The organism is Streptococcus equinus, assembly GCF_900104225.1.
Classification (GTDB): domain Bacteria; phylum Bacillota; class Bacilli; order Lactobacillales; family Streptococcaceae; genus Streptococcus; species Streptococcus equinus_D.
Genome location: NZ_FNJK01000007.1, coordinates 20,928 through 42,955, shown reverse-complemented (window position 1 = coordinate 42,955; position 22,028 = coordinate 20,928). Strand labels below are relative to the sequence as shown.

The window sequence follows — 22,028 nt, the reverse complement described above, 5'->3', positions numbered from 1 at the left end:
TACTAATCATTATATCAAAAAAAAGCCATAATTGGCTTTTCATTACTTATTATTTTTACGATTTTTCCATTTCAACATAGTTGCTTGGCGATAATCGCTATTTCCGATAAATTTCAAAGTATCAAAGAGAGGTGTTCGGCCAACTCCCCAGATTTCCAGTCCTTCGATGAAGACCTCTAAAGCAAATGCCAATCCAATCATTAGCAACACACCACCCAATCGACTTGAAACATTAAGCAAAAGAGCAATGAGTGAGAAAAGGATCGCAATACCATAAACAACTAGGACAGCACCTCGATGTGTGAAGCCCATCGCTAAAAGGCGATGGTGCAAGTGCATCTTGTCTGCTTCTGTTGCAGGACGTCCAGATAATTTACGGCGAATAATCGCTACTGTTGTATCTAAAATCGGAACCCCTAAAATAATAACAGGTGTAACCACCGCAACAGCTGTTGAATTTTTCAACCCTTGAAGAGATAATACGCCAATCATAAACCCAATGAATAAAGCTCCTGTATCTCCTAAATAAATGATAGCTGGGTTGTAATTATATGGGAAAAAACCAGCAATACAGGCAATCAACAGCAAAATTGTGAGTGTTAAGTAAAAATCAGTTTGTGGTAAAAAGAAATATGATACCAAAGCCATTGTAATCAAGCTAATGATTGAAACACCACTCACCAAACCATCTAAACCATCAATCAAATTCATAGCATTTGTAATCGAAATAATCCAAAAGACAGTTAAGAAGAAAGTTACTACCGAATTAAACTGTAATAACGGCCCACCAAAAGGAATTTTAAAACTATCAAAGCGGAAATCCGTGAAGGCCCAAACAATAACAGCTCCAAGAATGATTCCTGCCATTTTTGTTTTTGGTTTTAATTCATAAATATCATCGATAAAACCAGTCGCTGTAATGATAAATCCACCAATAACAACTGGCAAAATATAATCAAAATAAGAAATCGTCCAGACTGGCTGTTTCAAAACCATTGGCATAAAAATCAAAGATGACATCAAGAAGGCTAAGAAAATCGCCAAACCACCACTACTTGGCATAGGGACTTCATTAACGCGACGAGCATTTGGATTGTCAACAGCACCAACACGAAAAGCAATAAAACGAACAATTGGCGTCAAAAAAAGTGATAAGAGAAACGCGCCAATTAAAACTAAAACATATTCAATCGTAAAGGGTGCCATACTATACCAACTCAATCATTTTTAATTTTGCAACGGCATCATCCGTCAATAATTCAACCGCATGCTCTTGTAAATAAGCACGTGTCTTTGTACCAGCGCCAGCATATTCTAACATACGAGCATACATCAAATTTGCATAATAAGATGGGTGATTTTGCAAATCAATAAGGACTGTCATGTAATAAGCCCCATCCATCTTATAAAGCTCTGATGCTTCTACTGGAAAATCAATTGCTTTTGCAAAAGCAACTGCTGCTTCTAAACTTGGAAAATCCAATACATAGTGAACATAATCTGATGGATTGATTTCTTCTTCAGCTTCTGTTTCAGCTTGTTGAGCATGCTCTGTCAAAACTTCTTCAACAGCGCCTTCCATCATTTCTTCAATTTTACCTAATTTTTCGTGAGCTTCTGTATCTCCCTTAGACAACATGGTTTGTTCCAAAGTTTTGAAGAATTCTTCAGGCGACATATTTGAGACATCATCAAATGCAGCCAAATCTTCAAAGTTAATATCTTTATTAATTTCAGATTTTGTGACAAAGACATCAATACGGTCTTTACGTGGTGTCACACGGAAGCTAAGCATTCCGCTATCTTTGAAATTATCCGGTAAATCTAATTCATCCATTACTGAGTAGAAGAACTCTTCTGTCTTTTCTTGAGGAATCAAAAAATCTTTCAACTCCATTCCACGTTCTTCTAAATCTTCCATACTAATCGTTATTTTTAGCGTTGTCTCGCTAATCTGTTTCATTTCCATACTATATACCTCGCACGAGTAGTCATTTTATTATACAGGAAAAGTCATGTTTTTTCAATTTTTACGTCACAAAAAGCAGCCCTGACAAGGGCTGCTGGCATTTTAAAAGATAACTTTAGCAATACTATATAAAATAAGAATAGTACCTAAAACAATACGATATTTCCCAAAAATAGTAAAATCGTGTTTTTTAACATAGTCAGTCAAGAAGCGGATAACATAAAGACTGACAAGGAAAGCTGTTACGCTTGCTACCATCAAAATCAAGAATTGACTAAAATTAAGAACATTTCCATCCAAGAAGAATTTAACAGCTTTCAAACCACTGTAACCAAACATTGTTGGAATAGCAAGGAAGAAAGTGAAATCAGCTGCAACCGAACGACTTGTTCCCACAATGATTGCTCCAAGGATTGTCGCTCCTGAACGACTTGTACCTGGAACAATACTAAGGACTTGGAAACACCCAATCCAAAAGGCTGTCAAATATGGCATACGAGCAAGATCAGTCACTTGCGGTTCAACATTAGCATTACGTTTTTCAATCCAGATAAATGCAATCCCGTAGACAATTAAGGCAATTGCGATTGGAATCATGTAATTAAAATGTGCTTCGAACCAATCATCAAAAGGCACTGCAATCAAAATTGATGGAATACATGCAATGACAACTTTTAGCCATAGTTGCCATGTCAACTGAACTTCACGCGCTGTTTTTCCAGGCTGAAACGGATTCAAACGTTTAAAGTAAATCACAATAACAGCTAAGATTGCTCCCAATTGAATGACAATGTTGAACATGTCCAAAAACGCTTTATCTTGATTCAATTTAATAAACTCTTGAACCAAAATCAGGTGTCCTGTACTTGAAACAGGTAACCACTCTGTAATTCCCTCAACTACCCCTAAAAAGATAGCCTTAAGTAGTTCGAAAAATAACATAAGCTCTCCTTAATTTAATATCCCCTCAATTATAGCAGATTTGAAAGCATTTTAAAATGCTCCGCCGCCTCCGCCTCCGCCACCACCGGAGAATCCACCACTAGAGCCTGAACTACCAGATGATACAGAGAAATGCGCAGCTGAATCAGCATTCAAACTAGCCACTCCCAATTGGTGCGTTTGCATGCCAATTAAATAACCAAGTTCAGGACTCATCATATAATTAGTTTCACTAGCAAGTTTAATATCATGAATCTTAAGGTATTTTTGAACTTGTTTAGCATAACCAAATAAAGTTGCATAAACTAAAATTCGATTCCAAACAATGACTCCTTGCCAGTCAACTTTGTCAAACTTGTTAATATCTCGCATCATATTAGTAAAGCTAACCCAAGCTTGAATTCGCTCTTGACCTGCAGCAGTTATCATACCATGAACATTATAATAATGTGCTTTTGCCATAATAATAAACAAGCTTAGACCAACAATCACTAGCAAGAAAACATAAGTAAATAAAGCCAAATTCGCATAAAAGAACAGATAAATTAAACAAACCAAAATTGGTATTATTGTAAGGAATAGGAGACCCTTAGCATATTCAAATTTCTTAGAAATACTATCACTTAAATTCTTACGAATTTCTGGCAATGCTTTTCGAGAAATTTCTTGATCAACTAAATCCGTAATTTGTTCTAGTTTACCAAGATAGCGTTTATTGAAAGCTTCACCAAGATTATTTAATTTTGTTTCTAAAGTATGACCTTTATATTTCTTCTTATAACTGTCAACAAGATCGTCATCAAAGCGATAATCAGCAAATAAGTCTTCAATTTTAATAGTCTCTTTATCGCCAAATGCCATATCAATAACTTCTGATTCATAATCAGTCATTGGCATGTCAAGATGACAAGTCAATTCCTCATTGTTTGCTGTAATAATATGACGGTCAATCAAATCAAGCAAGGTTGCCTGCATGGCAGTCTCAAATTTAAATTTTTGTGAAATTGGACTTCCTTGTGTATCAGTATCTTGCAAATCAACATCATAAATGTATTGCATAATTAACAAAGGTGACCAATCATCCGGAGCTTCATAAGAACGCGTGCTACGACTAAACTTTTCATATTTTTTAGCCATACTTTTCCCAGTAAAGAAGAAAAACCAAGCTACTCCAATAAAGACAACAATAACAGCAGGAACAAGCTTAAACACTACCAATTTAAGCAATCGACTTCTTCGATCAATTTTAGCTTCTTGCTTAATGATATCTGCCTTACGGTTATTTGCTAGCCTTGTAGCATTTGTCAAAATGGCTTTATCCCAATAAGCATGTAGCTCTAACTTGCCATCGACATTTTCAGCGGTAATTTGATAACCATCGGGTAATTTTTTCACAGCCGCTGATTTTAGATAACCTCTATGAGCCCAGAGATTACGATTAGCCGTCGTCTTATCAGTGACAACAGTAAAAGTGACATGCTTCAAGGTTTCATCCCAATCACTAATTGGTACCCAATTGAGTTCAGCGACGTCTTGATAAGGGAAAAGTAAATGCGATAATTTCCAGTGTAACTTAACAGTCACTACATCTCCACTATAACCAGAATTATAAATTTTTACCTGATAACCATCACCAAGATTGCTTACCACAGACCGAACAGTTTTATCGGCTCCATTAACTTCAGCAGAAACTTCTGGCTGATTATTCACCGAAAAACCATCTGGCATGTGACCTGCTTCACCCAAAGTCACAATTTGCCCATTGTAAGATGAATCAAAATGATAAGTGATTGTCTGATAAAAATCAGCAGTGTTGTCCTCATGAAGTGTTAAGACACCATCATAATTGCTGATACTGTAGTCAACATCACTGTCAGCAAAAACTGGAACAGATAATCCTAAAAAAGTGATAATTCCAATAAAAAACAATCTTAGTTTTTTCATGATCTCCTACTCCTTTCTTCACCTCTTATTTTATCATAATCTGTTGTATAAATATTCTATTTTTAGGCGTATCGTGTTGAAATCAGCCCCCTTTTCCTGTAAAATAGTAAGGTACAAGAATAGACAGGAGTCTTAAATGAAAAAGTTACTTTTAAGTTGTTTTGCAGGCCTTCTTCTTCTCTTTGGAGGAATGACTAGTGCAAACGCTGACGAATATCTTCGTGTCGGTATGGAAGCAGCCTATGCCCCATTTAACTGGACACAAGATGATGATTCTAATGGAGCTGTTCCTATCGAAGGAACTAGCCAGTACGCTAACGGATACGATGTCCAAATAGCTAAGAAAATAGCAGATAGCTTAGGCAAGGAACTCCTCGTTGTCAAAACTACTTGGACAGGATTGATTCCAGCACTTACTTCCGGAAAGATTGACATGATTGCTGCCGGAATGAGTCCTACGGCTGAACGTAAGAAAGAAATTGCATTCTCAGATAGTTACTATACAAGCTACCCAGTTATCGTTGTTTCTAAAAAAGGTGATTTTGCACAAGCGACCTCATTAAAAGATTTTGCAGGTGCAAAATTAACTTCTCAGCAAGGTGTCTACCTTTACAACTTGATTGACCAAATCAAAGATGTTTCAAAAGAAACTGCTATGGGTGACTTCAATCAAATGCGTCAAGCACTTGAATCTGGTATCATTGATGGTTACGTTTCTGAACGTCCTGATGCTATCTCTGCTGAAAATGCTAACAGTGACTTCAAGATGATTGCCTTTGAAGAAGGCAAAGGATTTGCAACATCTAAAGCAGACACTGCTATTGCTGTCGGTCTTCGTAAAGATGATACAGAAACATTGGCAAAAGTTAATGCTGTTTTAGCTGGCATCTCTGAAAATGATCGCCTCCAACTCATGGATGACATGATTGAGAAACAACCAGCTGATAAAACTGAAAAAGATCAAAAGAGTAATTTCTTTACTGACATGTGGGGAATCTTCAAGAAAAACTGGAACCAATTCCTACGTGGTGCAGGGGTTACACTTCTCATCTCTATTATTGGTACAGTTGTTGGTCTTTTCATCGGTCTATTGATTGGTGTTTACCGCACAGCTCCAAAAGCTACAAACAAAGTTCTTGCTGGACTTCAAAAAGCTTTTGGCTGGTTGCTTAGCGTTTATATTGAAATCTTCCGTGGTACTCCGATGATCGTACAAGCAATGGTTATCTATTATGGTACTGCTCAAGCATTTGGTATCTCAATCGACCGTACACTAGCTGCTATCTTTATCGTTTCAATCAACACTGGTGCTTACATGAGTGAAATCGTTCGTGGTGGTATCTTCGCTGTTGATAAAGGTCAATTTGAAGCAGCTACAGCACTTGGATTTACTCATGGTCAAACAATGCGCAAAATCGTTCTTCCTCAAGTTGTTCGCAACATCTTGCCAGCAACAGGTAACGAATTTGTCATCAACATCAAAGATACTTCAGTATTGAATGTTATCTCAGTTGTCGAACTTTACTTCTCAGGTAATACCGTCGCAACACAAACATATCAATACTTCCAAACATTTACTATTATCGCGATTATCTACTTTGTTCTCACCTTCACAGTGACACGCATCCTACGCTTTATTGAACGACGCTTCGATGCTGACACTTACACAACTGGTGCTAACCAAAACCAAACGAAAGAGGTGAAATAATGTCACAAGCTATTATTGATATTAAACATTTGAAAAAATCTTACGGACAAAATGAAGTCCTTAAAGATATTTCACTTTCAGTTAAAAAAGGTGAGGTTATTTCAATTATTGGTTCATCAGGTTCAGGAAAATCAACATTTCTTCGTTCTATTAACCTTTTAGAAGAACCAACTGCTGGTGAAATCCTCTTTCACGGTCAAAACGTTCTCGAAAAAAACTACAACTTGACAGAATACCGTGAAAAACTTGGAATGGTTTTCCAATCATTCAATCTTTTTGAAAACTTAAATGTTTTGGAAAATGCTATAGTTGCTCAAACAACCGTTCTAAAACGTTCTCGCAGTGAAGCAGAAGCCATTGCAAAAGAAAACCTCACAAAAGTTGGAATGACAGAACAATACTGGAAAGCAAAACCAAAACAACTTTCTGGTGGTCAAAAACAACGTGTGGCTATTGCCCGTGCCTTGTCAGTTAACCCTGAAGCAATGCTCTTTGACGAACCAACTTCAGCACTTGACCCAGAAATGGTTGGTGAAGTTCTTAAAACAATGCAAGATCTTGCTAAATCAGGTTTGACAATGATTATCGTTACTCACGAAATGGAATTTGCCAAAGAAGTCTCAGACCGCGTCATCTTCATGGATAAAGGTGTTATCGCTGAAGAAGGTACACCTGAACAAATCTTTGAAAATCCTCAACAAGAGCGTACAAAAGTTTTCTTACAACGCTTCTTGAAATAATGTTAAAAACAATCTTCTATATCTATCTTAGAAGGTTGTTTTTTTTGAGCCAAAATATCAAAATATCAAAATATCAATACATTAGCTTAGAATACGCAAAATACTTTACCGGTTAAGTATTTTGTGCTATACTACTCATTGTTAACGTTAATAATCTAATTTTAAGGAGGTTGATATGGCTGAAAGAACAGATTTAGCATCTGCTTATCGCAGACTTAAAAGTCCCAATATCAAAACACGGAAACGTGCTCTGAAAATAATCCATGAATATAAACGGTATAAAAGAAACATTTAACTCCTATTTCAATACCTAACATTACCAGACAAAAAAGTCCCTATTGCAATTCCTTCCGTCTGCAATAGGGACTTTTTTATTATTTAGTTTTCAATGATGACAAAATTTGTGTGCGAATATCTTCAATACCTTCTGGGTGATTTGGCAAGAAGAGTGTTTGATTACCTTTAGCTGCAAAAGTATTCAAAGTATCAAGATATTGGTTAGTCAACAGGATAGACATAATTTGTTCTTCTGTCATACCAACATTTGCATCTTTTAATTCTTGAATAGATTCAGCGAGGCCATCAACAATGGCTTTACGTTGTTGAGCAATACCAACACCATGAAGACGATTTTTTTCTGCTTCGGCTTCCGCAGCAGTTACAATTTTAATTTTATCTGCATTAGCCAATTCTTGAGCGGCAACACGTTTACGTTGTGCCGCATTAATTTCATTCATCGATTGTTTAACTTCAGCATCAGGCTCAACTTTAGTAATCAATGTTTTCACAATGATATAACCATAAGTAGACATTTCTTCAGCTACTTGATGTTGCACTTCAAGGGCAATTTCATCTTTTTTCTCAAACAATTCATCCAAAGTCAATTTTGGAACTGATGAACGAAGAGCATCTTCGATGTATGATTTTATTTGAGCTTCAGGACGCATAAGTTTGTAGTAAGCATCCGTAACATTTTGTTCGTTAACACGATATTGGGTAGCTACATTCAAAGTGACAAAAACGTTATCTTTTGTTTTAGTTTCTACCACAATTTCAGATTGTAAAAGACGCAATTGAATACGAGCAGCAATCTTATCAATGCCGAATGGCAGGCGAACATGAATACCACTGCCAGAAGTCGTTTGATATTTCCCAAAACGTTCAATAATAACCACAGTTTGTTGACGAACAACGTAAAGTGTACTTGCAATCACACCTAAAACAAGCAAGATAAGAATTGCAATAACAATTAAAAACATAATTATTCTCCTTTGAAACTATTTCTTTTTTCTAGACATCTAGTCACAACTAATTGCTGTAAAGGCACAAAAAATAATAAAACAAGGCCTAAATACCAAACCTCCACTTTTGTACCTTTTGGTTAATACAATTATATTTTATTTTCTCAAAAAGTCAAGGAAAATCCACATAAAAACCTAGTTAAACCGGAAAGTTCAACTAGGTTTACTTGTCAATATAATAATAATTTTAAGAGAGAACAGAAGTTTATTTTTTCATCAAACTAACAAATTATAGAGGCTTTCATTTCCGTGCAAATTGATGTATGAAGGATCAAAACCTGACAGACGATCAATAAAATCATTATAATCATTCTTATCCCCTAAAGTAATCCCAATGAGAACTGGACCAGTTCCTTTATTAGCACGTTTGATATATTCAAAACGAGTAATATCATCATTTGGACCAAGAATGTTATTTACAAATTCACGAAGTGCTCCTGGACGTTGTGGGAAATTAACCACAAAATAGTGTTTCACCCCATCATAAATAAGAGCACGTTCTTCCATTTCTTGCATACGGTTGATATCGTTATTCCCACCAGAAATAATACATACAACTGTTTTACCTTTGATGTCATCCTTCATGACTTCAAGAGCTGCAATAGAAGATGCTCCTGCTGGTTCGGCAATGATACCTTGTTTTGAATACATATCAATAAGTGTTTCAGAAATCAGACCTTCATCAACACCAACTAATTTATCAACATATTTACGGGCAACTTCAAAAGTTTTCTCACCAACTTTTTGAACAGCAATACCATCAGCAAATTTATCAATCTCTTCTAGTTTCACGGGATGGCCTTTATCAAATGCAGCACGCATACTGCGAGCTCCTGACGCTTCCACACCAACGACTTCAATCTCAGGAGCAACATCTTTGATATAAGTGGCTACACCAGAAATCAAACCACCACCACCGACTGGAACAAAGATTTGATCAAAAGTAACCCCTTCTTCTTGAGCTTGTTCATAAATCTCGTAGGCTACAGTTCCTTGACCTGCTTGAACATTATCATCATCAAAAGGATCAATAAAGGTCATTCCTTCAGATTTTGTAAATTCTTGAGCTGCTTGTGCTGAAGCATCAAAAGTATCTCCAACCAATTTAATTGTCACATAAGGACCGCCAAAGAACTTAACTTGCCCAATTTTTTGTTGGGGAGTTGTTACAGGCATGAAAATTGTTGCTGGAATCTTCATTTCGTGACAGGTGAAGGCAACACCTTGAGCATGATTTCCGGCAGAAGCACAAACAACACCACGTTTCTTATCTTCATCTGATAATTGGTGAATAGCATAATAAGCGCCACGAATTTTAAAAGAACGCACTTTCTGCATATTTTCACGTTTAAGATAAACAGTTGCACCATATTTTTCCGACAAATAACGGTCAAAATCTAGGGGTGTACGCTCAACAACATCTTTCAAGACGTCATAGGCGTCAACAACATCCTTAGCTAAGATCATAAACTACCTCTTCTAATATCTAAATATTTTATATGACAATTTGCTTATTAATAGATAAAAAACCGATGACTAACATCGGCCTTTTATAAATAGACTTTCTTCAAAAATTAGTTATAAATTTTGAATGCATCGTCATCGTTTTGGTTAACGAAAGGCATTGCTTTACGAAGTTCTGCACCAACTTTTTCAATTTCAAGTTCAGCTGCTTCTTTACGGTAAGCTTCAAGTTTTGGACGACCTGCTTTATAGTCGCTAACGAAGTCTTCTGCAAATTTACCTGATTGGATATCAGCAAGGACAGCTTTCATATTTTCTTTAACGTCTTTAGTGATAACACGTGGACCTGATACGTAGTCACCAAATTCAGCTGTATTTGAGATTGATTGACGCATTTTCTTGAATCCACCTTCGTAGATTAGGTCAACGATAAGTTTCATTTCGTGAAGAACTTCAAAGTAAGCCAATTCTGGAGCATATCCAGCTTCAGTAAGAACTTCAAAACCAGCTTCGATAAGGGCAGTCAAACCACCACAAAGAACTGCTTGTTCACCGAATAGATCTTCTTCAGTTTCTTCTTTAAATGTTGTTTCAAGAAGTCCAACACGTGCAGCACCGATACCTTTAGACCAGTCCATTGCGATATCTTTTGCATTACCAGTAGCATCTTGGTAAACAGCGTAAAGTGCTGGTACACCAAATCCTTCAGTGTAAGTACGACGTACAAGGTGACCTGGTCCTTTAGGAGCACACATGAATACGTCTACTGTTTCAGGAGCTTTAATGTATTCGAAACGAATGTTGAAACCATGTGCAAAACCAAGAGCGTTACCTGGTTCAAGGTTTGGAGCAATTTCTTCAGCATAAAGTTTAGCTTGGATTTCATCTGGTGCCAATACCATGATAACATCAGCAAGTTTAGTTGCTTCTGCTACTTCATAAGTGTCAAATCCATCTTCTTTTGCTTTATCGAATGATTTACCATGGCGAACCCCAATGATAACATCGTGACCTGAGTCACGCAAGTTTTGAGCATGAGCATGACCTTGTGATCCATAACCGATAACGGCAATTTTTTTACCATCAAGAGCTGCTACTTTTACGTCTTTTTCGTATTCCATTGTTACTGCCATAATAAATATCTCTTTTCTATTTTTATTTTAACTGCCCGAGTAAGGCAAATGTTAACTAAATTAAATGTTTTAACAAGATAAATCTCTTGAGAATCCTGTCGCACCTGTGCGAGCAAGATTTTGAATACCATAAGGTTTAACGACACGAAGCAAAGCTTCAATCTTATCTCCATCACCAGTCACCTGAATCGTAATTGATTTAGGCGCAACGTCAACAACACTAGCGCGGAAAGGTTGAATAACGGCTAATATCTCAGCACGTTTGCTAGTTGGTGCTGTAACCTTAACTAGAATCACTTCACGTTCCAAATGTGGAATGTCCGTAATATCACGAACTCGAAGCACATCAATCAAACGATTTAATTGTTTAATGATTTGCTCGACTTCTTCCAAATTCTCAACATCAATAATAATAGTGATGCGAGAAACATTTGGTTCCATGGTATGTCCAACCGATATAGACTCGATGTTAACCTGTCGGCGTGACAGGACTCCAGTGAATCGGTTAAGAACACCTGTTGAATTTTGAAGCTTAGCTGTCAACATTCTACGCATTAAACTTCACCCCCAACATTTCACTATTTGATTTACCTGATGGAACCATTGGATAAACATGTTCACGATTTGAAATAGCTACTTCAATTAACATTGGTTTATTCTCAGTAATCACTTTCAAATCCTCTTCCAACGTATTTGGATTAGTGAACTTGTAGTGAGCAATTCCATAAGCTTCTGCCATCATTTGGAAGTTTGGTTCATCATCAAATGTTGACTCACTGCGATGCTCATCGTAAAATGATTCTTGCCATTGGCGAACCATACCAAGTGAATGGTTATTGATAAGTACCACTTTAATCGGAACACCATAACCATTTAACAAAGCCAATTCTTGGTTGGTCATTTGGAAACCACCATCACCGACAAAGAGAATAACTTCTTTATCAGGGTTAGCTAACTTGGCACCGATTGCTGCTGGGATACCGAATCCCATTGTTCCAAGACCACCAGATGTAATCAGTTGACGCTCATTTTTATATGGATAAAATTGAGCTGCCCACATTTGGTGTTGCCCAACGTCTGTTACGACAATGGCATCACCATCAGTGACTTTACCAATCGTTGCAATAGCATGTTGTGGTTTAATCACTGATTCATCAAAATCATAACTCAATGGAGCTTTTGCTTTATTAGCTAGAACTGATTCTGTCCAATCATCGTGACGTGTTTTAACTTCATCTTCATCTAGAAGAATCTGTAATGTACGCTTGGCGTCACCAACGATTGGAATTTGTGTCTTGACGACTTTTCCGATTTCCGCAGGATCAATATCCACATGAGCAACCACTGCTTTTTTAGCAAATGTCTTAGGATTACCTGTCAAGCGATCTGCAAAACGCGATCCAAAGTTGATCATGAAGTCACATTGCGTCAACGCCATATTAGAAGCATACGAACCATGCATACCACCCATTCCTAAAGAAAGTGGATGATTAATTGGCATAACTCCCAAGCTCAACAATGTTGAAACAACTGGGATATTATAACGTTCTGCAAAAGCAATCAACTCTTCAGATGCTCCAGAATAATTGACCCCACCACCGGCAACGATTAGCGGACGTTTTGCTTTTTTCAACTGAGTCAAAATTTTCTTGACCTGCAAGACATTTGGTTCTAACGTCGGTTGATAACTTGGAAGATTAACCGTTGGATCATGATAGAATGTTGTCTTGGCAGCCGAAATATTTTTCGGAAGATCAATCACGACCGGTCCAGGTCGTCCAGTTGTTGCAATGTGAACAGCCTCAGTTACAATTCGAGGAACATCAGCAACATCACGAATCTGATAATTGTATTTTGTAATTGGCATTGTAATACCAATAATATCTGCTTCTTGGAAAGCATCTTTACCAATACCAGACATACCAACCTGACCAGTGAAAATAAGCATCGGAACGCTATCGCTCATACCATCGGCAATACCTGTAATAGCATTAGTTGCACCAGGACCGCTGGTAACAATGGCAACACCAAGTTTACCAGTTGATTTTGCGTAACCTTCTGCTTCATGGAGGGCACCTTGCTCATGACGTGCCAAAATATGGCGAATACCATCAAAATTATAAATAGCGTCATAAAGTGGCAGAACGGCTCCACCCGGGTAGCCGAAAATCGTATCAATTCCCAGACTAGCCAAGGTTTCCAATAACAATTCCGATCCATTCTTGGATTCTTTTAATCTAATCTGTTTCACAAAGTCCTCCTTTTCATGTAAATTCCGAATTATCTAAAAATTCTAACAGCTTGTTACTATAATAACATTTAAAAAAAATAAAGCAAGGGAAAGTGAACAATTATTTGAACACTTTCAAAAATAATTTACTTTATTCTTTTTCTTGGCTTTCGCGTTCCGCTTTACGTTCTTCAAACTCTTCTTGAGTCATCATTGAACCACCAAAGTTAGCTGATGACGCAAAAGCTGTGTAACGACGTAACCAACCGCTTGAAATTTTTGACTTAAATGGTTTCAAATGTTTACGACGTTCTTCTAATGTGGCATCATCCACAAGTAAATCAATTGTACGATTTGTTAAATCAATATAGATTTCATCACCGTCTTCAATAAGGGCGATGTTACCACCTTCTGCTGCTTCTGGTGAAACGTGACCAATGGCAATACCACGAGTAGCCCCTGAGAAACGACCATCAGTAATCAAGGCAACATCTTTACCAAGCCCACGTCCAACGATTTTAGAAGTTGGGGCAAGCATTTCTGGCATACCTGGACCACCTTGAGGGCCTTCGTAACGAATAACAACAACATGACCTTTCTTAACAGTACCATTATCAATCAATTCAAGTGCTTCATCTTGTGAATCGCAACAGATAGCTTTACCGCGGAAAGTCTTAACAGACGGGTCAACCCCACCAACCTTAATAACAGCACCATCTTGAGCGATATTTCCGTAAAGGACAGACAAACCACCTACTGGTGAAATAGGACTTTCAATTGGATGAATGATTTCTTCATTCTTGATTTCAGCGCCTGCAACATTTTCTTTCAATGTTTTACCAGTTACAGTGATACGATCACCCTTGATTGTACCTTTTTTAATCAATTGGTTGATGATTGCTGAAATACCACCAGCTTCTTGAACATCATGCATTGTGTAAACACTTGATGGCGCAATTTTAGAAAGATATGGTGTCTTCTTAGCGATTTCGTTAATATCTGTCAAATTGTAATCAATACCAGCTTCACGCGCAATAGCAAGTGTGTGAAGAACAGTATTTGTTGAACCACCCATTGCCATATCAAGAGCAAAGGCATCATCGATTGCTTCTTTAGTGATAATATCACGTGGACGCAAATTATTTTTAACGTTGTCCATCAAATGTTTTGCTGCTTGACGTACCAACTCACGACGTTGATCAGAAACAGCAAGTACAGTACCATTTCCTGGAAGAGCTAGACCAAGTACTTCCATAAGAGAGTTCATAGAATTGGCTGTAAACATACCTGCACATGAACCACATGTTGGGCAGGCATTTTGTTCCAAATAATTCAATTCTTTCTTAGACATATCGCCGGCTTGATAAGTTCCGACAGCTTCAAAAAGACTTGATAGCGTTGCTTGGTGACCTGTCATATCAACGCCACCTTTCATCGGACCACCTGAACAAAAGACAGCTGGAACGTTGGTACGAAGCGCTGCCAAAATCATACCTGGCGTAATTTTATCACAGTTAGGAATGTAGAAAACACCGTCAAACCAATGCGCATTGATAACTGTTTCAGCAGCATCCGCAATGATTTCACGTGATGGAAGACTATAACGCATTCCAATATGCCCCATAGCAATTCCGTCGTCAACACCAATGGTATTAAATTCAAAAGGAATACCACCCATTTCACGGATAGCTTCCTTGGCGACATCTGCCAACTCACGCAAATGAACATGTCCTGGAACAATATCAATGTATGAATTACAAATTGCAATAAATGGTTTTTGCATATCTTTAGCAGATTTTACTTGCCCGGTTGCATAAAGAAGACCACGGGCTGGTGCTTTATCCACACCTACCTTAATCATGTCACTTCTCATCAGTTTTCTCCTATCAATTAAATCTTACACACCATGTTAACACTTTAAAAAATAAAGTCAAGACAATTTTCAGAAAATTTTGTTAGTTAACAATTTTCTTTCTATTAGATATTGATATATCAACATTCCTTGGGGAAAAGATTTTTTTCTGCTAAAATATAAATAAATATGAAGTCATAAGTGTAAGGAGATAATATTGAGTCAGTTAAATAACTTTGAATTGGGAGAACTATTTCGTGATCTTAGATTAGCTAGAGGCTTAAAAATGAAAGATATTGCTAATGAACATCTCTCACAATCACAGTTATCAAAATTTGAGAATGGTCAAACCATGCTGTCAGCTGATAAATTATTAATTGCTATTTCTGCGATACACATGAGTTTAGCTGAATTTGAACAAGCTTATCACCAATATGAATCTTCTTCATTCTTTAAACTTGCTCAAAAAGTTGCAAAATATCATTCTAAAAAAGATATCAAAGGACTTGAAAATATCTTATACACATATGATAAATTTACTGAATCAAATGATACCTACAATCAGCTCAATAAATTAGTTATCCACTGTGCTATTCACAATTTAAACCAAAATTACTTCATATCAAAAAAAGACGCAGAATTAATCACAACTTATCTTTATAGTATCGAAGAATGGACAGAGTATGAACTCTTTATCTTTGGTAACACTTTACAAATCTTATCAGATGAAGATCTTATCTTCCTTGCTAAAGCATTCACTAAGAGAGAATCTATTTATTTATCCATTCCAAACAACAGACATCGAGCACAGCTCGTACATTTAAATATTATTTTTACACTACTAGAAAGACAATTATTCTGTGACGCTAATTACTTCATTATCCAGCTTGAAAAATTATTAGACTCTCAAGATATGTTTGTAAAAACTATTCTTATGTTTCTAAGAATGGTGCTTAATTACCAAGAAGGAGAAAATAATATCAAAAACATAGAAAACTATATTTTTTCCCTTAAAAATTTTGGTTACATAGAAATAGCAGATTTTCTTGAAGAAAATCTTCAATTATTACTTTATAAAAAGAAGTCTTGAAATGTTAAGACTTCTTTTTATAAATAAGCATACTAAATAAAATAAGTAAAACAGCATATGCCAATAATCCAATATAAGCTAGGTGAATATTAATAGTTGATAGAGTTGGAAATATTAAACTTGTAACTGGAGGAGTTAATACTAAAAGAGAGTTAACGCTAGTCACTATCCCTCCAATTCTTTCAACAGGATATCGATTCACAACGTCCGCTGAAAAGCGAGGCGAAACTATACCTAATAAAAAAGCAAGGAAAGCATTTCCACCCCAAATTATCCAAATACTATTCATTACAAACCCAAGTCCAACTAATAAAATCGCTAAATCAGCCAAGATATTAATAATAAAAATAGATTGCTTTTTGAATATCTTATTTGTTAAACCATTTCCTATAATCATAAAAAATGTGATGATTCCCGACAAAATTGAAATCTTTAAAGGCTTACTTAGAGTTGCAAGCTCACAATTTTCTTTGATAAATAAGGCAAATAATGGTGTTAAACCACCAAAAAAACCATTTAACATTGCTAACTGAACCAAATTAATAAAAAATACATGGTCAGTCAAAAATGATTTAAAATTCTCCTTAACAACCCGAAAAGCATTTTTTTCCTTGGAGATCGTCATATTGCTCTCGTACATCTTAAGTTGTGGATGAATCATCCAATAAAATATAGCAACTATTAAAAAAACTATAGCATTTGTCGCAGCCAAAGAAGATTCACTAAAAACTAATAACAAAGAAGCACCAATAAAAGTAGATAAAATCGTTACAAGTTGCGTTCCTAAACTAACAAGTCCTTGTGCCTCCTGCATATTTTCTGGTTTTACCAAAGTCTTGGTAAAAGGTGAGAATAACGCCGTTGAATAATTTCCGCTAACATCTGATAACAGATTAAAAAACGCTGCTAAAAAAATTAACATTACGGTCGGTGGGTATCTAAAAATAAAAGCAATACCAAGGTACATCAATACTCTAAAAAGTGAACTTGATACTAACTGACGCAATTTCTGTTCTTGCTTATCAGCAATAGGACCTAAAAATAGACTAATCAAAATTGGAAGAGTTTCTGAAGCTGACACAACCATAACAGCTAAACTAGCATCTTGCAAGGAAGCTGCTACAGTTAACATAGCTGTATAAAATAATCTATCCCCAACTTTTGAAAGCAAGTTTATGCCCACTAAACGTGAAAAAAGCTTATTATTTTTAAAAAAATATCGCATAAATTTCCTATATTTATTCTACCAATCGAATTAAAAAATTCGTCTGTTCATCTAACCCAATTTTTAGCAGTTCAGAATAAACTCTTGACTATGAATCATCAAAGAAATTATTCAACTCACTTAACTGCCTTTTAGAACTACTTTTTATCTGCTTTAATTTCAATTTTACCACCTCAACATCTTTCAATAATCATAACACAACAAAACTATATCTACAGTTTTTTTCAAATATGAATATTTCAAAACACAAAAAAGAAAGCACCAAAATGCTTTCTTTTATCATTTATTAAATACTATATTATTCAACACTCATCAAGTATGGATAAACTGGTTGTTTACCGTCGTGAATTTCAACTTCAACATCTTCGTAAGTTGATTCAAGGTAATCAGCCATTTCTTCAGCCAATTCTTGACTTCCGTCTTCACCAACATAGATAGTGATAATTTCGCTATCTTCATCGATCATTTTAGCGAATGTTTCTTTCAAAGTAGCTGTCATATCAGGGTTTGAAACCACGATTTTACCATCAACCATACCAAGGTTGTCATCTTTGTGGATTTCAAGACCATCGATAGAAGTATCACGAACAGCAAGTGTTACGCTACCACTAACAACATCTGAAAGGCTTGCAGTCATAGCTTCAACGTTTTCTTCCAATGATTGAGTTGGATTGAAGGCTAGCAAGCTTGTAAATCCTTGAGGTACAGTACGTGTTTCAACAACTGCAGCTGGGACTTCAGACACTTCTGCTGCTGATTGTGCAGCCATGAAGATATTTTTGTTATTTGGCAAGATGATAACATTTTTAGCATTAACTGCATCAATAGCTTTAACGATATCTTCTGTAGATGGGTTCATTGTTTGACCACCTGAAATAACATAATCAACACCTTGTGATTTGAAGATGTCAGCTAAGCCATCACCAGCACATACTGCCACGATAGCGAAGTCTTTTTCTTCTTGGCTAACAGGTTCAGCTTGAGTTTTCTCAAGAACAGCATCGTGTTGGTTACGCATGTTTTCAACTTTAACTTTTTTAAGAGAACCGTACTTGAGACCTTCTTGAAGGACAAGACCTGGATCTTCTGTGTGGACGTGAACTTTAGCAATTTCATCATCGTTTACTAAGATAAGAGAATCACCTAAACCACTCAAAAATCCTTGGAACTCTTCATAGTTGAATTCTTTAACGTAAGTAGGACCTTGTTTAAGAGCAACCATGATTTCAGTACAGTAACCGTACTTGATATCTTCAGTTGCAACGTGTTCAGCTACAGATTTGTGGTGTTCAGCGTTAATCATTTCTGTCATAACAGCTGGAGTTGCTTTGAAATCTTCAGAAGCGATATATTCACCAGTCAAAGCAGCAAGGAAACCTTCATAGATGAAGACCAAACCTTGACCACCTGAATCGACAACACCAACTTCTTTCAAAACAGGAAGCATTTCTGGTGTTTTAGCCAATGCGCCTTTAGCTCCATCAAGTGCTGCGCGCATAACTTCAACAGCGTCATCAGTTTCTTCAGCTTTTTTAAGTGCAGCTGTAGCAGCACCACGAGAAACAGTCAAAATAGTACCTTCAACAGGTTTCATAACAGCTTTATAAGCTACTTCAACACCTGATTGGAAAGCATGAGCAAGATCTTTACCAGTCAATTCTTCCTTATCTTTAATTGCTTGACTGAATCCACGGAATAATTGAGATGTAATAACACCAGAGTTACCACGTGCTCCCATCAAAAGACCTTTTGAAAGGATTTGTCCAACTTCTCCAACAGTAGATGCAGGTTTATCTGCAACTTCTTTGGCACCATTTTCAATTGTCATTCCCATGTTTGTTCCTGTATCACCATCTGGCACAGGGAAAACATTAAGGGAGTTTACATATTCTGCTTGATTTCCAAGACGGGTGCTAGCAGCTTGAACCATTTCTTGGAATAAACTTGTTGTAATATTTGACACTAATCTTCTCCTACAACTTTAATATTTTGTACGTAAACATTCACCATGTCTGCTGAAAGGCCAAGTTGATTTTCGAGGTTGAACTTGACACGTTCTTGAATGTTTTTTGATACCTCAGAAATTTTAACACCATATGACATTACAGTGTAAACATCGACTGAAATACCACTTTCTGTTGATTTGACAACAACACCTTTTGCGTAGTTTTCTTTACGCAGAAGCGCTTGAAAATTATCCTTAAGAGCACTTTTACTTGCCATACCAACAACACCAAAAATTTCTGTTGCTGAACCACCAACAACAGTTGCAATTACGTCGTCAGATAACTCAATTTGGCCATCTTTTGTATTAATTTTCACAGTCATATTTACTACCTCAAAAGTTTTTATCAGTTTATTTTACCATATATTAGCCGTATTGTAAAAAATTATGGAAAATTACCGGCTACAAAACAAAGAAAAAAGCCTTTCGGCTTTTATTTTATACGCGTTCAACTTTACCAGATTTAAGCGCACGAGCTGATGCCCAAACTTTTTTAGGTTTTCCATCTACAAGAATAGTAACTTTTTGAAGATTTGGTTTAACTGCACGTTTAGTTTTGTTCATTGAGTGTGAACGGTTGTTTCCTGATACAGTCTTACGACCTGTGAAATAACAAACTTTAGCCATTTTATCTGCGTCCTCCTACTTAGATTATAGGTGTTTTACACCACATACCATAAAATGATAACATATTGACCCTATTTTAGCAAGCTTTTTAGCCAATAATCATTAAAAATTTTTTAGAAAAAAGGCCCTTATTTCTAAAACAGCATAAGGTAAAAATGATTTTTTAAAACTAAAAAGCCCCATCGGGGCTTTTACCTCTTCTGCCGATTGCAGGAATTGAACCTACGACCTACGCGTTACGAGTGCGTTGCTCTACCGACTGAGCTAAATCGGCTAACAGGTTCATTATAGCACTCACTAGATAATTGTCAACAAAAGAGGTAAGTTTACTCAAAAAAGTTTTTTAACGAAACGAAGTCTGATTAAGCTTTGTTAGTTTTTATACTACCATATGGTTTTTCATTAAATCTTATCAGTTTCCCCGAACCATTCAATAAATTTCCCTACTCATCAAACCTAAAATTATATTCGATATTTCTCTTTGATATATTTAGCAATATTATCTGAATCTGGATATATGAATTTTCTATTTATTCCAATACTGTCTAATTCATTTAATATTTGATTTTTGCTTTTTATGATTATTTCATAATCAAAATCAATTTGTTGAATTACCTCTTTTGCAACATTTAAACCCGAGTCGCCATCTGATGGATTTAAAATAGAATATTTGTCAGTACTCATTTGATAAATAAACAAAGCTTGCTGATTTTTTAATCTATCAAAGGTTATTGAAGGTTTATAAATAATTTTCGGAAAAGGTGGAAACTTCTCATCTCTTATTTCATAGGCCATTATAAAAAGTAATATTAGAGGTGTATTATCCCTCAATTCAGACATTAAATCATAGCGCGGATCTTTTTCATTTTTATCAGGATATATTTTAACTTCCTTAGTAAATTTTAAGCTTTTAAATTCAGAGTAAAATTTTTCCAGCTCGTCTATTTCTGTTTTTTCACTATATTTATCCAATAACTCCATTAATTCATATATATTGTCCTTATTTTTCAATATATTCGATCGATGATGAATTATTGTTTCTAAAACTCCTTTACGATGAGCTTTTAAAATATACTTACATAATTTTAATTTCGAATTTAAATGTGAATAATTATCATTAATATCTTCAAGTATTAAAAGGCTAAAAAAATCTTCATACATCGAATTATAGAATTGCGTATTTTGGAATTTAATATAACTGCCACCACTTTGCTGAAAGGATAGACTTGCTATATCAAACTCTTCTTTTATCGAAATTATATCAACTTCTTTATCAAATAGTTTAGAAGTAAGAGGATCTGAAATATGTGTGTCATTCTTAATAACATACACAATTCCATCAGAATCCCTATTAGATTCACATGCAAAATACAATGCTACTAAAGGGTTTTCAGTAACATCTATTAGTTCAGTAGGTAAACCATGATGCTGACAATAAGCTATAAAGTTTTCTCTACTATCGGAATCTAAAGAATAACCAACTTCTCTAAAATATTCTTTTTTCGCTTCTTTTAATAACTCTGGAAATTTATTTTTTCTATAACCACTAGCCAGTAATGGTGTTTTATATTTTTCGCTTTCTCCTCTAAAGAAAAAACTTTCACTGCTTGAGGATATCTTTTTTAGTATTGTCATAAAGTCAATCAGACTTGAAATCTCATATTTTTCCATATTTTTATTATATCACAAAAAAAGTGGTCTACAATATAACAATGCCTTATAGTAAATGATATTCTTTACTCTATTTTTAGCTACTGAGTAGCTAAAAAAAACTTCCCGTTTGGGAAGTTTTTTTAAC

Annotated in this window: 19 protein-coding genes and 1 tRNA gene; 4 read left to right on the top strand and 16 right to left on the bottom strand. The window is 35.8% G+C overall.

Translation table 11 applies throughout. From position 1 onward, the window contains the following. Window positions 1–42 precede the first annotated feature (42 nt). The 4 genes from BLP98_RS08265 to BLP98_RS08250 all read right to left on the bottom strand — a co-directional run bounded on the left by BLP98_RS08265 (window position 43) and on the right by BLP98_RS08250 (window position 4,855). The gene (locus BLP98_RS08265; RefSeq protein WP_074482838.1) at window positions 43–1,206 is read right to left on the bottom strand and encodes a glycosyltransferase family 4 protein; all 1,164 of its coding nucleotides are present in this window, start codon (window positions 1,204–1,206) and stop codon (window positions 43–45) included. A 1-nt stretch (window position 1,207) separates the two neighbouring features. After that, on the bottom strand, window positions 1,208–1,969 hold the full coding sequence (gene mecA, locus BLP98_RS08260; RefSeq protein WP_074482837.1) for an adaptor protein MecA: 762 nt from the start codon (window positions 1,967–1,969) through the stop codon (window positions 1,208–1,210). Window positions 1,970–2,071: 102 nt separating this feature from the next. Further along, the gene (locus tag BLP98_RS08255; RefSeq protein ID WP_074482835.1) at window positions 2,072–2,911 is read right to left on the bottom strand and encodes an undecaprenyl-diphosphate phosphatase; all 840 of its coding nucleotides are present in this window, start codon (window positions 2,909–2,911) and stop codon (window positions 2,072–2,074) included. Window positions 2,912–2,962: 51 nt separating this feature from the next. Continuing rightward, window positions 2,963–4,855, bottom strand: a complete 1,893-nt coding sequence (locus BLP98_RS08250; RefSeq protein WP_074482834.1) for a DUF2207 domain-containing protein — start codon at window positions 4,853–4,855, stop codon at window positions 2,963–2,965. A gap of 136 nt (window positions 4,856–4,991) precedes the next feature. On the opposite strand from BLP98_RS08250, the gene BLP98_RS08245 reads away from it, so the two are divergent. The 3 genes from BLP98_RS08245 to BLP98_RS09370 all read left to right on the top strand — a co-directional run bounded on the left by BLP98_RS08245 (window position 4,992) and on the right by BLP98_RS09370 (window position 7,598). Further along, window positions 4,992–6,563: an ABC transporter permease subunit gene (locus BLP98_RS08245; protein ID WP_074482832.1), complete on the top strand. Its 1,572-nt coding sequence runs from the start codon at window positions 4,992–4,994 to the stop codon at window positions 6,561–6,563. Then, window positions 6,563–7,303: an amino acid ABC transporter ATP-binding protein gene (locus BLP98_RS08240; RefSeq protein ID WP_074482831.1), complete on the top strand. Its 741-nt coding sequence runs from the start codon at window positions 6,563–6,565 to the stop codon at window positions 7,301–7,303. Before BLP98_RS08245 ends, BLP98_RS08240 begins: the two co-directional genes overlap by 1 nt. Window positions 7,304–7,478: 175 nt before the next feature. Further along, entirely contained in the window at window positions 7,479–7,598 is a 120-nt protein-coding gene (locus BLP98_RS09370; protein ID WP_142349365.1) for a putative metal homeostasis protein, read from the top strand. A 79-nt stretch (window positions 7,599–7,677) separates the two neighbouring features. Here BLP98_RS09370 and BLP98_RS08235 read toward each other — a convergent pair whose 3' ends face one another. The 6 genes from BLP98_RS08235 to ilvD all read right to left on the bottom strand — a co-directional run bounded on the left by BLP98_RS08235 (window position 7,678) and on the right by ilvD (window position 15,304). Next, window positions 7,678–8,562 (bottom strand): SPFH domain-containing protein, encoded by an 885-nt coding sequence (locus BLP98_RS08235; protein ID WP_142349364.1) that lies wholly within the window; start codon window positions 8,560–8,562, stop codon window positions 7,678–7,680. 258 nt (window positions 8,563–8,820) lie between these two features. Then, complete coding sequence (gene ilvA, locus BLP98_RS08230; RefSeq protein WP_074482829.1) at window positions 8,821–10,071, bottom strand: threonine ammonia-lyase IlvA; 1,251 nt, start codon at window positions 10,069–10,071, stop codon at window positions 8,821–8,823. A 107-nt stretch (window positions 10,072–10,178) separates the two neighbouring features. After that, window positions 10,179–11,201 (bottom strand): ketol-acid reductoisomerase, encoded by a 1,023-nt coding sequence (gene ilvC, locus BLP98_RS08225; protein ID WP_074482827.1) that lies wholly within the window; start codon window positions 11,199–11,201, stop codon window positions 10,179–10,181. A gap of 69 nt (window positions 11,202–11,270) precedes the next feature. After that, window positions 11,271–11,756, bottom strand: coding sequence for an acetolactate synthase small subunit (gene ilvN, locus BLP98_RS08220; protein WP_074482825.1), 486 nt, complete (start codon window positions 11,754–11,756; stop codon window positions 11,271–11,273). Then, window positions 11,749–13,452, bottom strand: a complete 1,704-nt coding sequence (locus BLP98_RS08215) for an acetolactate synthase large subunit (RefSeq protein ID WP_074482824.1) — start codon at window positions 13,450–13,452, stop codon at window positions 11,749–11,751. Before BLP98_RS08215 ends, ilvN begins: the two co-directional genes overlap by 8 nt. A 130-nt stretch (window positions 13,453–13,582) precedes the next feature. Next, entirely contained in the window at window positions 13,583–15,304 is a 1,722-nt protein-coding gene (gene ilvD, locus BLP98_RS08210; protein WP_074482822.1) for a dihydroxy-acid dehydratase, read from the bottom strand. A 196-nt stretch (window positions 15,305–15,500) separates the two neighbouring features. Here ilvD and BLP98_RS08205 point away from each other — a divergent pair, with 196 nt between their 5' ends. Next, window positions 15,501–16,373 carry an Rgg/GadR/MutR family transcriptional regulator gene (locus BLP98_RS08205; protein ID WP_074482820.1) on the top strand — a complete coding sequence of 291 codons (873 nt, stop codon included), beginning with the start codon at window positions 15,501–15,503 and terminating at the stop codon, window positions 16,371–16,373. A 4-nt stretch (window positions 16,374–16,377) separates the two neighbouring features. Here BLP98_RS08205 and BLP98_RS08200 read toward each other — a convergent pair whose 3' ends face one another. The 6 genes from BLP98_RS08200 to BLP98_RS08175 all read right to left on the bottom strand — a co-directional run bounded on the left by BLP98_RS08200 (window position 16,378) and on the right by BLP98_RS08175 (window position 21,901). Further along, a complete protein-coding gene (locus tag BLP98_RS08200) occupies window positions 16,378–17,598 on the bottom strand; it encodes an MFS transporter (protein WP_074482818.1) in 1,221 nt (406 codons plus the stop codon). Between the two features lie 298 nt (window positions 17,599–17,896). Further along, window positions 17,897–19,561, bottom strand: coding sequence for a DAK2 domain-containing protein (locus BLP98_RS08195; RefSeq protein WP_074482816.1), 1,665 nt, complete (start codon window positions 19,559–19,561; stop codon window positions 17,897–17,899). Next, window positions 19,561–19,926: an Asp23/Gls24 family envelope stress response protein gene (locus BLP98_RS08190; RefSeq protein WP_003063261.1), complete on the bottom strand. Its 366-nt coding sequence runs from the start codon at window positions 19,924–19,926 to the stop codon at window positions 19,561–19,563. Before BLP98_RS08190 ends, BLP98_RS08195 begins: the two co-directional genes overlap by 1 nt. 115 nt (window positions 19,927–20,041) lie before the next feature. Then, window positions 20,042–20,230 (bottom strand): 50S ribosomal protein L28, encoded by a 189-nt coding sequence (rpmB, locus tag BLP98_RS08185; protein WP_021141651.1) that lies wholly within the window; start codon window positions 20,228–20,230, stop codon window positions 20,042–20,044. Between the two features lie 201 nt (window positions 20,231–20,431). Continuing rightward, a tRNA-Thr gene (locus BLP98_RS08180) sits at window positions 20,432–20,504 on the bottom strand. A 188-nt stretch (window positions 20,505–20,692) separates the two neighbouring features. Beyond that, window positions 20,693–21,901 (bottom strand): FRG domain-containing protein, encoded by a 1,209-nt coding sequence (locus tag BLP98_RS08175; RefSeq protein ID WP_081341181.1) that lies wholly within the window; start codon window positions 21,899–21,901, stop codon window positions 20,693–20,695. Between the last annotated feature and the right edge of the window lie 127 nt (window positions 21,902–22,028).

Excerpts from the sequence above, each read along its gene's own strand:
- BLP98_RS08265 (WP_074482838.1), bottom strand. The coding sequence starts at position 1,206 with ATGGCACCCTTTACGATTGAATATGTTTTAGTTTTAATTGGCGCGTTT.
- mecA (WP_074482837.1), bottom strand. The coding sequence starts at position 1,969 with ATGGAAATGAAACAGATTAGCGAGACAACGCTAAAAATAACGATTAGT.
- BLP98_RS08255 (WP_074482835.1), bottom strand. The coding sequence starts at position 2,911 with ATGTTATTTTTCGAACTACTTAAGGCTATCTTTTTAGGGGTAGTTGAG.
- BLP98_RS08250 (WP_074482834.1), bottom strand. The coding sequence starts at position 4,855 with ATGAAAAAACTAAGATTGTTTTTTATTGGAATTATCACTTTTTTAGGA.
- BLP98_RS08245 (WP_074482832.1), top strand. The coding sequence starts at position 4,992 with ATGAAAAAGTTACTTTTAAGTTGTTTTGCAGGCCTTCTTCTTCTCTTT.
- BLP98_RS08240 (WP_074482831.1), top strand. The coding sequence starts at position 6,563 with ATGTCACAAGCTATTATTGATATTAAACATTTGAAAAAATCTTACGGA.
- BLP98_RS09370 (WP_142349365.1), top strand. The coding sequence starts at position 7,479 with ATGGCTGAAAGAACAGATTTAGCATCTGCTTATCGCAGACTTAAAAGT.
- BLP98_RS08235 (WP_142349364.1), bottom strand. The coding sequence starts at position 8,562 with ATGTTTTTAATTGTTATTGCAATTCTTATCTTGCTTGTTTTAGGTGTG.
- ilvA (WP_074482829.1), bottom strand. The coding sequence starts at position 10,071 with ATGATCTTAGCTAAGGATGTTGTTGACGCCTATGACGTCTTGAAAGAT.
- ilvC (WP_074482827.1), bottom strand. The coding sequence starts at position 11,201 with ATGGCAGTAACAATGGAATACGAAAAAGACGTAAAAGTAGCAGCTCTT.
- ilvN (WP_074482825.1), bottom strand. The coding sequence starts at position 11,756 with ATGCGTAGAATGTTGACAGCTAAGCTTCAAAATTCAACAGGTGTTCTT.
- ilvD (WP_074482822.1), bottom strand. The coding sequence starts at position 15,304 with ATGAGAAGTGACATGATTAAGGTAGGTGTGGATAAAGCACCAGCCCGT.
- BLP98_RS08200 (WP_074482818.1), bottom strand. The coding sequence starts at position 17,598 with ATGCGATATTTTTTTAAAAATAATAAGCTTTTTTCACGTTTAGTGGGC.
- BLP98_RS08190 (WP_003063261.1), bottom strand. The coding sequence starts at position 19,926 with ATGACTGTGAAAATTAATACAAAAGATGGCCAAATTGAGTTATCTGAC.
- rpmB (WP_021141651.1), bottom strand. The coding sequence starts at position 20,230 with ATGGCTAAAGTTTGTTATTTCACAGGTCGTAAGACTGTATCAGGAAAC.
- BLP98_RS08175 (WP_081341181.1), bottom strand. The coding sequence starts at position 21,901 with ATGGAAAAATATGAGATTTCAAGTCTGATTGACTTTATGACAATACTA.